The 13,489-nt window shown below is 69.6% G+C and carries 14 protein-coding genes; 11 read left to right on the forward strand and 3 right to left on the reverse strand.

The genetic code is table 11. The features are described from left to right. Nucleotides 1-57 precede the first annotated feature (57 nt). Entirely contained in the window at nt 58-1,104 is a 1,047-nt protein-coding gene (locus OG787_RS42340) for a cyclase family protein (protein ID WP_405538857.1), read from the reverse strand. A 162-nt stretch (nt 1,105-1,266) separates the two neighbouring features. Between OG787_RS42340 and OG787_RS42345 the strand changes: the two genes are divergently transcribed. Both OG787_RS42345 and OG787_RS42350 read left to right on the forward strand, forming a co-directional pair. Then, nucleotides 1,267-1,665, forward strand: a complete 399-nt coding sequence (locus OG787_RS42345; protein ID WP_405538858.1) for a nuclear transport factor 2 family protein — start codon at nt 1,267-1,269, stop codon at nt 1,663-1,665. 104 nt (nt 1,666-1,769) lie between these two features. Beyond that, nucleotides 1,770-2,177 carry a nuclear transport factor 2 family protein gene (locus OG787_RS42350; protein ID WP_405538859.1) on the forward strand — a complete coding sequence of 136 codons (408 nt, stop codon included), beginning with the start codon at nt 1,770-1,772 and terminating at the stop codon, nt 2,175-2,177. 77 nt (nt 2,178-2,254) lie between these two features. Here the strand turns inward: OG787_RS42350 and OG787_RS42355 are convergent, their stop codons facing one another. Continuing rightward, nucleotides 2,255-3,919 carry a flavin-containing monooxygenase gene (locus OG787_RS42355; RefSeq protein WP_369032506.1) on the reverse strand — a complete coding sequence of 555 codons (1,665 nt, stop codon included), beginning with the start codon at nt 3,917-3,919 and terminating at the stop codon, nt 2,255-2,257. 185 nt (nt 3,920-4,104) lie between these two features. Here OG787_RS42355 and OG787_RS42360 point away from each other — a divergent pair, with 185 nt between their 5' ends. From OG787_RS42360 to OG787_RS42385, 6 genes are all read left to right on the forward strand, one after another. Next, a complete protein-coding gene (locus tag OG787_RS42360) occupies nt 4,105-4,497 on the forward strand; it encodes a carboxymuconolactone decarboxylase family protein (RefSeq protein WP_369032505.1) in 393 nt (130 codons plus the stop codon). A gap of 73 nt (nt 4,498-4,570) precedes the next feature. Beyond that, nucleotides 4,571-5,311, forward strand: coding sequence for an SDR family NAD(P)-dependent oxidoreductase (locus tag OG787_RS42365; RefSeq protein WP_369032504.1), 741 nt, complete (start codon nt 4,571-4,573; stop codon nt 5,309-5,311). A 158-nt stretch (nt 5,312-5,469) separates the two neighbouring features. Further along, entirely contained in the window at nt 5,470-6,654 is a 1,185-nt protein-coding gene (locus OG787_RS42370; protein WP_405538860.1) for an NAD(P)/FAD-dependent oxidoreductase, read from the forward strand. Nucleotides 6,655-6,717: 63 nt separating this feature from the next. Continuing rightward, nucleotides 6,718-6,912 carry a ferredoxin gene (locus OG787_RS42375; RefSeq protein WP_369034636.1) on the forward strand — a complete coding sequence of 65 codons (195 nt, stop codon included), beginning with the start codon at nt 6,718-6,720 and terminating at the stop codon, nt 6,910-6,912. Nucleotides 6,913-6,997: 85 nt separating this feature from the next. Further along, a complete protein-coding gene (locus OG787_RS42380; protein ID WP_405538861.1) occupies nt 6,998-8,236 on the forward strand; it encodes a cytochrome P450 in 1,239 nt (412 codons plus the stop codon). A gap of 79 nt (nt 8,237-8,315) precedes the next feature. Then, entirely contained in the window at nt 8,316-9,257 is a 942-nt protein-coding gene (locus OG787_RS42385; protein WP_405538862.1) for an SDR family NAD(P)-dependent oxidoreductase, read from the forward strand. Between the two features lie 456 nt (nt 9,258-9,713). On the opposite strand, the gene OG787_RS42390 is transcribed toward OG787_RS42385, so the two are convergent. Then, nucleotides 9,714-11,174, reverse strand: a complete 1,461-nt coding sequence (locus OG787_RS42390) for an MFS transporter (RefSeq protein WP_369037450.1) — start codon at nt 11,172-11,174, stop codon at nt 9,714-9,716. A gap of 335 nt (nt 11,175-11,509) precedes the next feature. Between OG787_RS42390 and OG787_RS42395 the strand changes: the two genes are divergently transcribed. Genes OG787_RS42395 through OG787_RS42405 form a run of 3 tightly spaced genes read left to right on the forward strand, consistent with a single transcriptional unit; the run spans nt 11,510 to nt 13,445 of the window. Continuing rightward, nucleotides 11,510-12,238 carry a hypothetical protein gene (locus OG787_RS42395; protein WP_405538863.1) on the forward strand — a complete coding sequence of 243 codons (729 nt, stop codon included), beginning with the start codon at nt 11,510-11,512 and terminating at the stop codon, nt 12,236-12,238. Between the two features lie 14 nt (nt 12,239-12,252). Continuing rightward, nucleotides 12,253-12,780, forward strand: a complete 528-nt coding sequence (locus OG787_RS42400; protein ID WP_405540745.1) for a SixA phosphatase family protein — start codon at nt 12,253-12,255, stop codon at nt 12,778-12,780. A 38-nt stretch (nt 12,781-12,818) separates the two neighbouring features. Further along, on the forward strand, nt 12,819-13,445 hold the full coding sequence (locus OG787_RS42405; protein WP_405538864.1) for a YigZ family protein: 627 nt from the start codon (nt 12,819-12,821) through the stop codon (nt 13,443-13,445). The last annotated feature ends 44 nt before the right edge of the window (nt 13,446-13,489 follow it).

Here is a 13,489-nt window from a genome sequence, read left to right on the forward strand (position 1 = left end):
ACAAAGGGAGGGGCCCCAGGACCAGGGTCCTGGGGCCCCTCCTCTGAGCGGTCCGGGTCAGACGGTGGCCACCGGAGTCAGGGGGCTGCCCTGCGTCCCCGGGAGGTTCAGCGGGGGAGCGGTGAGCAGGAAGCGGCTGCGGTTGTGCTCGCGCAGCCAGGCGGCGAGAGGGCCGAGGTTCCACAGCTCGCCGAGCGGAACGCCCAGCTTGAACAGGCACAGGTGGTGGATCGGTAGCAGCGAGTGCTTGCCCGTCGCGTTGCCGACGCCCACCCCCTCGACCGCGTAGTTGTCCGCGGCCAGGCCCGCGAGCTGCGAGTCGGTGATCCACTGGAGGATCTCCGGGTCGTGGGCGTCCAGGTAGGCGGCGGTCTGGTGGATCGCGACCGGGTCCGGGTTCTTCTCCCAGGCGAGGATCTGGGTGGCGAAGCCGGTGTGCAGCAGGACGATGTCGCCGGGCTCCACGACGACGTTGTCGGCGTCCATGATCTCGCGCAGCTGGCGGTAGTTGACGGCCTGGTAGCCGGTGCCGAGGTGGTGGGCGATGTCGATGAGGACACCGCGCCCCTGGACGCCGTGCTCGGCCATGTGCTCCAGACCGAGGTGACGCGCGAAGCCGAGGCTGCCGCTGCCGTCGCCCTTGGCGTCCTCCTGCGGTCCGACGAGGTCGGTGCCCGCGCGGTAGCCGTTGTAGTACACCGCCTCGGCGACCCCGTCGGAGTCCGCGTCGAACTCGGCGCCCTGGTGGCAGAGCGCGTCCCACTGCGTCGAGTACTGGAGCCAGAGGGTGACCACGTCGTCCGACCAGACGTCGATCAGGTCGGGCGAGAAGTGCTCGCTGCCCTTGATGTTGTAGAAGACGTCCTGGTTGTGCTGGAGGTCCTCGGTCGGGCGCAGGATCGGCGGGTAGCGACGCTGGTTCATGGCCGAGCCGCCCGGGTAGTCGAGTGGCAGGCTGAGGCTGAAGGTGATGCCGTGCTCGACCTCGCGCACACCCTGGAGCACCTTCTCCTTGGTGACCAGGTTGATCCGGCCCAGCTCGTCGTCCTCGCCCCAGTCGCCCCAGGTCGAGCCCGGCGGACGCTGCTTCCAACGCTTCGTCATGACTAACGCCTCCTCAGGCGACGGTCCCCGTTGACGGTCGGCGGCATGCTATTTGGATTATACCGGTCGGTCAACAAGAAGAACTGCTTCGGTTCAGCCCTTTATATTGTCTTGCGGTGAGCAATAGACTCAGTGGTCGAAACATCGACTGTTGGGGAGATGATGAGCGAATCCACACAGGCGTGGGTGGCTGCCGGAGTACGTGCCGTGATCGGGACGCACACGCAGGCCCAGGACGCCGGCCGCACCGACGAGATCGTCGCGCTGTACACACCCGACGGGGTCCTGGAGCTGCCGGGCACGGACCCCCTCCAGGGGCACGACGCGCTCCGCGCGGCCTTCAAGGGCTGGGAGCCGGAGCTGCCGCAGCTGCACCTGGTCACCAACACGGTCGTCACCTCCACCACGGCCGACGAGGCGACGGCCACGAGCGACGTGGTCTTCCTCCAGCGCGGCGAGGCGGGCTGGGCGGTCCAGGTCGTAGGCCACTACGAGGACGACCTGATCCGAACAGACGGCACCTGGCTGCTCAGGCGCAGGAAGACGACGTACCAGGTCTAGGCGAAGCGCCCCAAAGGGGCGCGGGGAACTGCGCGACCAGCCACAACGAACCCGCAGATCACCCGCGACCTGTCCACCCCCATGCACTTAGCCCTTGGAGAGAGATGACCACCACTTCCCCCGACACAGAGGCATCGGTCGCCGCTGGCGTACAGGCAGCCATCGCCGCCTACGCCCAAGCCCTGGACACGGGCCGCAACGACGACGTAGCCACCCTCTTCACCCCCGACGGCGTAGCCGAGATCGCAGGCATAGCCACCTTCGAGGGCCGCGACGCGATCCGCGAAGGCTTCGCGGCCTTCGCCCCGACCCAGCCGCAGCTGCACCTCGTGGCCAACACGGTGGTGACCTCGTACACCGAGGAGGAAGCCACCGCGGTCAGCAACCTCGCGTTCTTCCAGCGCGGCGAGGCCGGCTGGGCCGTGCAGATGGTCGGCCGCTACGACGACACGCTCCGCCACCACGACGGCACGTGGAAGTTCCAGCGGAGGGTCACGACCTTCCTGCCGTAGCAGGAGTGCCCGACGGAAAAGCCGATGCTCGTGCCACCCGAACCGCCGGGTGACACGAGCATCGGCTTTCTGCCTGATCAGCCCTTGGGCTCCGGCTCCCGCTCCGCCGCCTTGGAGAAGGCGAAGGCCGGAAAGTCGTTCTGGACCGCCTCGCGGATCAGCTCCTGGAGGTTCCAGCGGCCGGTCGGGTTCAGCAGCTGCTTGATCGGCTTGCCGGGGATGTTGCCCCCGGAGAAGTAGCTGCTCTCCAGGAAGGAGGACATCGTGCTGGAGTTGATGCTGTCCGTCCACTCCGCCTCGGCGGCCTCGGTCACCTCGATGACGTCGTGACCGTGCTCGCGGGCGTGGACGATCGCGTCGGTGACGAACTCCACCTGGTCGCCGGCGTACCGCGGGTTGTTGCCCGTGGCGCCGTGCGGCCCGCCGGGGAAGAAGAAGTTGGGGAACCCGGCCGTCGCGACCCCGAGGTAGGTGAGCGGGCCGTCCGACCAGTACTCCTTCAGCGGGAGGCCGTGACGGCCCTGCACGCCGAGCCGGTTGAGGGCGCCGGTGCCGAAGTCGTAGCCGGTCGCCCAGATGATGATGTCGAACTCCTCGACACCCGCGCTGGTCTCGATGCCGTCCTCGGTGATGCGGGTGATCGGCGTCTCGTTGATGTCGACGAGCGTGACGTTGGGCTTGTTGTACGTCTCGTAGTAGCCGGTTCCGAAGGGAGGGCGCCGGCCGCCGTAGCCATGGGCCTTGGGGATCAGCTTGTCCGCCGTCGCCGGGTCCTTGACGATGGAGCGGATCTTCTCTGCCATGAACGCGCACCACTCCGCGTTCACGGTCTCGTTCGAGAGCATGTCGTAGTAGTGCTCGGTCAGCTTGGTGAAGCCGGGGCCGTTCCACCGCTCCTCGTAGAACGCCTGACGGTCCTCCGGGCTGTCCTCCAGGCCGGAGCGCATGACGATCTGGTGCAGGAAGCCGCTCGGCGAGGTGTTCAGCGTCTCGCGGATGGACTCGAAGTTGGCCTTCAGCTCGGCCTGCTCCTCGGGCGTGATCGGCCCGTTGTTGAGCGGCGTGAGCCAGTCGGCGTCCTTCTGGAAGACCGTCAGCTGTGCCACGTCGTCCGCGATCGCCGAGATGATCTGCACACCGCTGGAGCCGGTGCCGATCTGGGCCACCCGCTTGCCGGTGAAGTCGATCGGCGTCTTCGGCCAGCGGCTGGTGTGGTGCTGCGCGCCGCGGAAGTCGTCGCGACCGGGGATGGCCGGGATGAACGGCACCGAGAGGTTGCCGGTCGCCGCGACGACGAAGCGGGCCCGGACCTCGGTGCCGTCACTGCCCCGCACGGTCCAGGTCCCGGACGCCTCGTCGAAGACGGCCGCGGTCACCTTGACGCCGAAAGCGATGTCCCGCCGCAGGTCGAACCGGTCGACGACATGGTTGAAGTACCGCTCGATCTCGGGCTGGCCCGCGAACTTCTCCGACCACTCCCACTCCTCCCACAGTTCCTTGGAGAAGAGGTAGCCGTAGGTGTAGCTCTCGGAGTCGAAGCGCGCCTCGGGATAGCGGTTCCAGTACCAGGTGCCGCCGACTCCGGTGCCCGCCTCCAGCAGTTTCACCGAGAACCCGGCCTCCCGGGCCAGGTACAGCTGGTAGATGCCGGTGACACCGGCGCCTATGACCAGCACGTCGACTGTGCTGTCCGCGCCGCCCGCTCCGACCTGGTCCGGGCCCGGCTTCGTCGTGTCGCTCATGTGCTCTCCCGCGTGAGCCTGATTCATTTTGTCGACCGGTCGGTCGAATACTCAGTGAGAAGTGAGAGTAGATGAGGCGGCGGGTCCGGGCAATGGATGTGAATCTCGCCCGGGTCATTGATTGTACCGACCGTCTGATCTAACTTTCGCTCAAGGACGTGAAGCCGCACAACGGGAGTACAGGCATGAGCGACAAGGGTGTCGAAGAGACCGCCGATCTGCGGGCCGCGGGCTGGAAGGCCATGCGTGCCGCACTTCCGGGTGTGTTCCCCGAGGGCGACATCGATCTGAAGGACGGCCGCCTCGGCGAGGATCTCGTCGACATCGGCCTCCTGAGTGTGTGGGGCGGGCTGTGGGGCCGCGACGGGCTGGCTCCGCGTGACCGCAGTCTGGTGACGCTGGGCATTCTCATCGCCCTCGGCGCCGAGACCGAGCTGAAGACCCATGTCCGTATCGCGCTGACGAACGGTCTGACCGAGGACGAGATCGCCGAGGTCATCTACCACTCCAGCGGCTACACCGGCTTCCCCCGGGCCGTGGCCGCCCGTACGGCGGCCCGCGAGGCCCTGGAGAGCTGACCGAAAGCCCCTGCGTCACCGCCGGCCGGGCGTGACCCGTCGGCACCCACCCCACATCACACGAGGAGTACCCATGTCACTGCAGGGAAAGGTCGCGGTCGTCACCGGCGGCGCCCGGGGGATCGGCCGCGGAATCGCGACCGTGCTCGCGGCCAAGGGCGCCGCGGTCGCCGTCTGGGACCTGAATGTCGAGGGCGCCGAGGAAACGGTCGAGCTGATCGTCAAGGAGGGCGGTACGGCGATCGCGGTGGGCGGCGACGCGGCCGACGCCGAGGCGGTCGCGGCCTCGGCCGCCCGTACCCGTGCGGAACTCGGTCCGGTCGCGATCCTGGTCAACAACGCCGGGACGACCGCGTACGAGCCCTTCACGAGCATCAGTGAGGCGGCCTGGGACCGGATGATCGGCATCAACCTCAAGGGCCCGTTCCTGGTCACCAAGGAACTGGTGCCGGACATGGTCGAGGCGGGCTGGGGCCGGATCATCAACATCTCCTCCTCCTCCGCGCAGACCGGCGCGCCCTCCATGGCGCACTACGCGGCCTCCAAGGGCGGTGTCATCGGCCTCACCAGGGCGCTGGCCGTCGAGTACATCGAGAAGGGGATCACGGTCAACCACGTACCGCCCGGGTTCATCGACACCCCGCTGGTGCGCCAGGGTCCGGTCGACGTCGACGCGGTCGCCGCCATGATGCCGATGAAGCGCGCCGGCACCCCGGAGGACATCGCCCACGCGGTGGCCTATCTGGCCTCCGAAGAGGCGAGCTATGTGACCGGTCAGACGCTCAGCGCGAACGGCGGCCGCTACCTGGCCTGAGCGGTTGCCGCCCAGGCGCCGCCGCCGGATCTCTTGTTCGAGTGTTTGTTGTACCGACCGGCAGGTATAATTTTCAGCGAGGCATCGGGCCCCGGCTGCAATGGAGCACGCATGAGCATCGACGACGACGTCAGAAGCGGCACCCGAGGGGTGACCGCATGACGGCCCGCGTCCTGGTGGTGGGCGCTTCCGCGTCCGGGTTGTCCACGGTGGAGGCGTTGCGGCGCAAGGGTTTCGCGGGTGGGATCACGGTGCTGGGTGATGAGCCGCATGTTCCGTACGATCGTCCGCCGCTGTCCAAGCAGGTGCTGTCGGGTGCCTGGGAGCCGGCCCGGGCCGAGTTGCGCAGCCAGGAGCAACTGGCGTCGCTGGACGCCGAGTTCCTGTACGGCGACCCGGCGGTCGGGCTCGATCCGGCGGCGCGGACGGTCCGTACGGAGTCCGGGCGGCAGGTGGGCGCGGACGCGATCGTGATCGCGACGGGTGTGCGGGCGCGGCGGTTGGCGGGTCAGGACGATCTGGCCGGTGTGCATGTGCTGCGGTCCCTCGATGACGCGTTGGCGTTGCGGGGTGATCTGGTGGCGGGGCGGCGGCTGGTGGTCGTGGGTGAGGGTGTGCTGGGGTCGGAGATCGCGGCGACGGCGCGGATGCTGGGTCTTGAGGTGACGTTGGCGGGTCCGTTGGCGGGGCCGATGGCGTTGCAGGTGGGTCCGGTGGTGTCGGGGGTGCTGGCGGGGCTGCATGCCGAGCGTGGGGTGAGCCTGCGGCTGGGTGAGGGTGTGGTCGGGCTGGCCGGTGAGGGTGGCCGGGTGTCGGGGGTGCGGCTGGCCTCGGGTGAGGTGCTGCCCGCGGATGTGGTCGTGGTGGCGATCGGGGGGATTCCGGCGACGGAGTGGCTGGCGGACAGTGGGCTGACGCTGGACAACGGTGTGGTGTGTGATGCGTACTGCCGGGCGGCCGAGGGTGTGTACGCGGTCGGTGATGTGGCGCGTTGGCATCACGAGGGCTTGGGCCGGTTGTTGCGGTTGGAGAACCGTACGAATGCCACGGAGCAGGGGATGGCGGTCGCGGGGGGGATCCTCGGCGAGGACCGGCCCTATGCACCGGTGCCGTATTTCTGGACGGATCAGTTCGACGCGAAGCTCCAGGTCCACGGTTTCCTGCCCGCTGACGCCGAAGTGGACGTGGTGGAGGGCGAGTTGGCGGCGCGGCGGTTCGTGGCCCGGTATCGGGTCGGGGGCCGGGTGACGGGTGTCCTCGGCTGGAACATGCCCAAGCAGACCCGGCTGGCCCGCCAGGAAGTCGTCGACGGGCTCGAAGCGGCCCCGGCCCCCACTCACTGAACGATCACCCACTGAACGACCACCCACAGAACGACCATTCACCGAGTGACCAGGAGAGATGCCATGAAGGTTGTCGTCGACGAGGAGAAGTGCGTCGCCGCCGGGCAGTGTGTGTCCGCCGCCATGGACGTGTTCGACCAGCGTGACGAGGACGGCATCGTCGTCCTCCTGGACGAGAACCCGCCCGCGGAGCTGGCCGAGGACGTACGCAACGCCGCCGCTGTCTGCCCCGCGCTCGCCATCCGCATCGAGGAATAGACCGAGAGACAGACCGAGGTCGGGACCGAGGCCGAGAACGTCCGGTTCCGCGTGCGTTCCCCCCACCATCACTTGAGGAGAATCCATGGCTGAGACAGAGACCCCGCTCGCCCCCGACGAGCAGGCGTACTTCTACCAGGACGACCGGGACGCCAAGTGCCCCTTCGCGCCACCGCCCGGACTGCGCGCCCTGAACGAGAGGGCTCCGGTCTCCCGGGTCCGTATCTGGGACGGCAGCACCCCGTGGCTGGTCACCGGCCACGCCGCGCAGCGGGCGATCCTGTCCGACCCCCGGGTCAGCTCGGACGACAAACAGCCCGGGTTCCCGTACCCCAACCACGTCATGGCGGAGTCCGCGCCGCACCACCCGCTGACCATCTTCAACGCGGACGGCGCCGACCACACGCGCATCCGCCGCATGATGACCCGGCCGTTCACGCGCCCCCGGATGGAGGCGCTGCGGCCGAAGATCCAGCAGTTCACCGACGAACTCATCGACCAGATGCTGGCCGGCCCGAAGCCGGCCGACCTGGTGACCGCGCTGTCGCTGCCGCTGCCCTCGCTGATGATCTGCGCGCTGCTCGGAGTGCCGTACTCGGACCACGACTTCTTCCAGGAACACGCCCAGTGGGCCACCCGGAGCGACAAGACGGTCGAGCAGCAGGAGACGGCGAACGCGGCGCTGGGCGGCTACCTGGCCAAGCTGCTCCAGCAGAAGATGGAGGAGCCGGCCGAGGACGTCCTCTCGGACTTCGCCGCGCGGATCAAGGACGGTGACCTCGATCTTCGCGAGGCCATCATGCTGTCCATGATCCTGCTGATCGCCGGTCACGAGACCAGCTCCAGCATGATCACCCTGGGTACCGCCCTGCTGCTGGAGAACCCCGAGCAGCTGGCGAACCTGCGCGGCATCGAGGAAACGAAGGACGCCGCGAACGCGGTCGAGGAGATCCTTCGCTATCTGACCGTTCCGCAGCTCGGGCAGCGCCGGATCGCGGCCGAGGACTTCGAGTTCGAGGGCGTGCAGATCAAGGCGGGCGACGGCATCATCGCCGCGCTGCCCGCCGGGAACTGGGACCCGGAGGCCTTCCCCGAGCCGGAGAAGCTCGACCTCACGCGCAAGGCGAACCACCATGTCGCCTTCGGCTGGGGCATCCACCAGTGCCTCGGCCAGCAGCTGGCCCGTATCGAACTGCAGGTCGTCTACGGCACGCTCTACCGTCGTGTCCCGACCCTGCGCCTCGCCGTCGACCGTGACGAGCTGGACTTCCGTCCGGCCGACGCGCTCGCCTTCGGCATCAGCGAGCTGCCGGTCACCTGGTAGTACCCGGCAGACCCGGTAGTCCTGGCAGTACCCGGCAGACGGCGACCGCCCCTCAACCCCAGCACAACAGGAGTCACCTATGAGCGAGTTCAGCTTCGAAGGACGCGTCGCCGTCGTCACGGGCGCGGGCCGCGGTCTCGGCCGGGCCTACGCCCGTCTGCTGGCGGAGCGGGGCGCCAAGGTCGTCGTCAACGACCTCGGCGGGTCGATCGAGGGCGACGGCGCGGACATCGGTCCCGCGCAGACGGTCGTCGAGGAGATCAAGGCCGCGGGCGGCGAGGCGGTGGCCGACACCAACGACGTGTCCACACCGGCCGGCGGTCAGGCGATCATCGACGGCGCGATCGCCGCCTTCGGCCGGATCGACATCCTCGTCAACAACGCCGGGATCGTCCGCTACGCCGGGCTGCCGGAGATCGAGGCGGAGAACCTGGAGCGCCATCTCGACGTCCACCTCGTCGGCTCCTTCAACACGCTGCGGGCCGCCTGGCCGCACTTCGTGGAGCAGGGGTACGGCAGGGTCGTACTGACCACCTCCAGCGGCATGTTCGGGCTCGACAACAACCTGTCGTACGCGGCGGCGAAGGCGGGCACGGTCGGTCTGGCCCGCAGCGCGAAGCTGGCCGGCGAGCCGCACAACATCAAGGTCAACCTGATCGCCCCGGCGGCGATGACCCGGATGGGCGGTGGCGAGCAGCCGGACGACGCGCAGCCCGTGCCCGGTCAGCCGTACATGCCGTCGAGTGCGGTGGCGCCGATGGTGGCGTACCTCGCCCACGAGAGCTGCCCGGTCAACGGGGAGATCTACACGGCCGGCGCGGGCCGTTTCGCGCGTCTCTTCATCGCCTCGACCGAGGGGTACGTCCGGGAGGACGGCCCGGCGACCGTCGAGGACGTCGCGAAGAACTGGGACACCATCAACGACGAGAAGGACTACTACGTCCCGACCGACCTGATGGGCTGGTCCGGCTCCTTCCTCAAGCACCAGTTCCGCGATCTCTCGGTGCCTGGGGCCCAGTAGGCACGCGAGTGGTCAGACAGTACGGCTGTACGGCCGTGGTCTGACCGCGAGCCCGATCCACCGATGAGCGACACGTCGTCGCAGATCGTCGGGGGGTCGGGCTCAGTGCTGTGCGGTGGTGTTGCGGACGAGGAGGACGATGCGGCGGGGCACGCCGGTCCCGGAGGTTGCCGGGACGGGGGTGCGTCACGGTACGGGCCGTCCCGGCTGCCGAGAGGGAGGGGCAGGTCTCCGTGACGTCGCCGGGGACCGGCGATGCGCATTCGCGCACGCACCTTGCCGGTCGGTGGGCGGTGCCGGCCGGTGCTTGGTGCTTGGCCGCACCTCGTCCTTGCTCCCTGCCCCTTTGCCCCTGCCCCCTTGACCAACGCGGACCGGCCCGCCGCTTCGGGGAAGCGGGCGGGCCGGTGCCGTGTGGTGCGGGCCGAAGCCGATGTGGCCGTCAGGGCCGAGGGGTCAGGCGACGGCCTGGCCGACCTGGACCTCGTCGAGGCGCTTGGCCTTGGGGATCAGGGAGACGAGCACCGTGCCCACGGCACAGCAGCCGACGACCAGCCAGAGGCCGTTGGTGAAGCCCTTGTCGAGGTAGAACTGGGTGCCGTGCATGACCGCCCCGTGCTGGGACATCACGACGAAGGCCACCTGGGACACGATGATCTGCGCGACGCCCTGGCCGAGGGTCTGGGCCCCGTTGGCCAGTGCCTGCTCCTCGGGGGTGACCACTTCGATGATCATGATGGGCACGATGGCCATCACGACACCCGTGCCGAACCCCGCGATGATGCCCATCCCGATGATCTGGGGAGCGCTGTGGTGCAGCTGGGTGCCGATGCCGTAGCCGAGGACGGTGAGCGCAGAGCCGACGGCGAGGATGATCCGCGCGTCCATCCGGCGGGCGACGAAGCCGGTGCCGACGGCGGCCACGATGATCATGGCGCTGATGGGACTGGTGACGATGGCGTTGTGGGTGCCGGACCAGCCCAGGCCCTCGGAGACGTTGGGGATCTTCGGCATCAGGATCAGCATCTGGATCACGACGCCGACGGCGCTGAGCGAACCGGCCGCGATGGAGGTGGCCAGCAGGACGCTCCACACCGAGCGGCGCCGGGTCATGGACGGCGGGAACAGCGGTTCGGCGACACGGCGCTCGACGAGGACGAAGACGAGCAGTGCGATGAGCGCTCCGACGATCCAGGCGGCGAACTTGCCGCTGCCCCAGCCCCAGTGCGAGCCCTGGCCGACGGCGTAGACGAGGGCGGTGATGCCACCGCCGAGGAGGATGCCGCCGAGCCAGTCCATCCGCCCGCCCGCCTCACGGATCGGGCTCTCGGGCACGAAGGCCGCGACCAGGACGAAGCTCACGGCGGTGCTGACGGCCATGAACCACAGGACGCCGCGGAAGCCGTAGTCGTCCAGGAGCCAGCCGGACAGGAACGGCCCGCCGAAGGCGACGAGGCCGACACCGCCCGCCAGGATCCCGCTGGCGAGTCCGACCCAGCGGCGGGGGAACACGTCACGGGTGATCGCGTAGGCGAGCGGGGCGGTGGCCGCGTAGACGCCCGCGATGCCACGCCCGATCAGCAGGGTGCGGTAGTCGGTGGCGAAGGCGGCGATCAGGTCACCGACGAAGCCCAGCCCGATGGCGACGAGCAGAACCTTCTTCTTGCCGAAGAGCGCCGCGGCCTTGACTGCGAAGGGCAGGAAGAAGGTCCCGGTCAGGAGGGTCATCAGGGTGAACCAGGCGATCTCGGTGGTCCGGAAGTGGATCGCGACCTCGGCCTGCGAGATTCCGGACAACGCGGCCATCAGCGCGACCAACTGGACGGTCCACACGAGCGCGATGACGACGAGGACGTTGCGCCTGGTCGAGAGAGGTCTCTCGTGTTCCTGTGGGGCGGCGGTCTGTGTCTGGGACATGGGCGGCCCTTCCAAGGGTGAGCGGAGATCCAGAGCACGGCTCTGACTCTGGAGATGTGGGGAGGTTGGTGCCGGTAAAGTAGACCTAACGGTCGGTACAATCAATAAGCTGCGCGTAAAGCCATCGAGCAGCCGTTCCGGGTCCCACTCACCGAGACTTTGAGAGGCAGCCCCGAAGGGGCGCCGATCAGGGGCGCGGGGAACTGCGCGACAAGCCCCCACCGGCCGCAAGTCGAATGAACCACCGAAAAAGGGGCCGCGAGGAACGACGCGACAACCCGGCCAACCCGCGCCCAAACGAACCGCCGAACCAGCGGAGCGTTACGCTCGGCACCGTGCTCCGCATCCTCGACGCCCGAACCGGCGAGACCGTCACCGCCGCCCCGGCCCGCAGGGCCCTGACCCGAGTCGAGGCGCACGCCCACCGCTTCGACGCCACCGCCCTCCGCGTACTCCTGGTCGCCGACGTCCTCATCCGCGCCCTGGAGGTCGGCGGCACCCCCGCCTGGCCCGTGCTGGCCGGTGAGGAACAGGTGGCCGAACTCCGGGCGGGCGCCGCGGCGCTCGGCATCCGCCCCTTCGAGGACCGGCACGACGTCGGACCGGAACTGGCGGAGGCCCAGCTGCTCCATGTGACGAGCCGGGACGACCGGGCGACGGACGGCATCCGCCTCGACGTCGCCCCGGTCGACTTCGCCGGCTCCGCGGGCGGCCTCGGAGAGATCGACCCCAACACCCTCCGCCTGGCCCTGCTCACCCATCCCCGCGCCGAGCCCGTTCGGCTGACCCCGGCCGCCCTGGCCGAAGCGGGCGACACGCTCACGCACTGGCGCCGGTCGGTCGCCGTCTGGGCCGGGCAGCCGTCCCGGCCGGTGCCCGACGCCGTACGCCGCGACCTGCGCGCCGCCTGGGAGGACGACCTGGACGTGCCCGCCGTGCTGGACGTCCTGCGCCGCGTCGAGACCCTCGACGGGCTGCGGGACGGGGCCCGCTTCGAGACGTACGCCTACGCCGACCGCATCCTCGGCCTCGAACTCACCCGCGACATCGGGACCCTGCCGTGACCGCCCACTGGGGCATGGGCCCGCTGCGCCGGCTGGTCGTCCTGCGGCACGCCAAGTCGGCCTGGCCACCCGGCGTCGACGACCACGACCGCCCCCTCGGCCCGCGTGGCCTGCGCGACGCCCCCGCTGCCGGACGGGCGCTCGCCGAGGCCGACTGCCTGCCCGACCTCGCCGTGTGCTCCACCGCCGAACGCGCCCGCCGCACCTGGGAGTTGGCGGCGGCCGAGTGGGGCACCCCGCCGCCGGTGCGGCACGATCCGAGGGTGTACGGGGCGGACGTACCGGAGTTGCTGGCCGTCGTCCGTGAAGTCCCGTCCACCGTCGAGACGTTGCTGCTGGTCGGGCACAACCCCGGCCTGGAGGAACTGGTGCTGGAGCTGGCCGAGGACGCGCTCGACGAGGCGCTGGACGACGTACGGACGAAGTTCCCGACCTCCGCGATCGCCGTCCTGGTCTGGCACGGCGAGAGCTGGCACGACCTCGCGCCCGGCACGGCCCTGCTCACGGACATGATCGTGCCGCGCGGCAGGAAGACCCACTGACCCCAGGCCGCCCCACCCGGTGCGCATAGGGTGGCCGGATGCCGGACGAGTACCGCACAGTGGCCCACGCGGGCGTGCACGAGACCGAGGTCAACCGCTCCCGCTTCCTGTGCGCCCTCGCCCCCGCGGCCACCGAACAGGAGGCCCAGGAGTTCGTCGCAGCCGTCCGCAAGGAGCACGCGGACGCCACCCACAACTGCTTCGCGTACGTCATCGGCGCCGACGCCTCCGTCCAGCGGGCGAGCGACGACGGCGAACCGGGCGGCACCGCCGGTGTCCCCATGCTCCAGATGCTGCTGCGCCGCGACATGCGGTACGTCGTCGCCGTCGTCACCCGGTACTACGGCGGCGTCAAGCTGGGCGCGGGCGGGCTGATCAGGGCGTACGGGGGAGCGGTCGGCGAAGCCCTCGACGTGCTCGGCACCCGCACCCGCCGCCGGTTCCGGCTCGCCACGGTGACCGTCGACCACCAGCGCGCGGGCAAGCTCCAGAACGACCTGAGGTCCACCGGGCGCGAGGTGCGTGACGTGCGGTACGGGGAGGCCGTCACGATCGAGATCGGGCTGCCGGACGCCGATGTGGAGGCGTTCAAGGGGTGGCTGGCGGATGCGACGGCGGGAACGGCCGGATTCACCCTCGGGGGAGAGGCGTACGGGGACGCGTGAGCGATGTGGCGACCTCGGGGGCCGCACATCGGGCCGATACGGGA

It is taken from the genome of Streptomyces sp. NBC_00075, from assembly GCF_045041225.1.
GTDB lineage: Bacteria > Actinomycetota > Actinomycetes > Streptomycetales > Streptomycetaceae > Streptomyces > Streptomyces adonidis.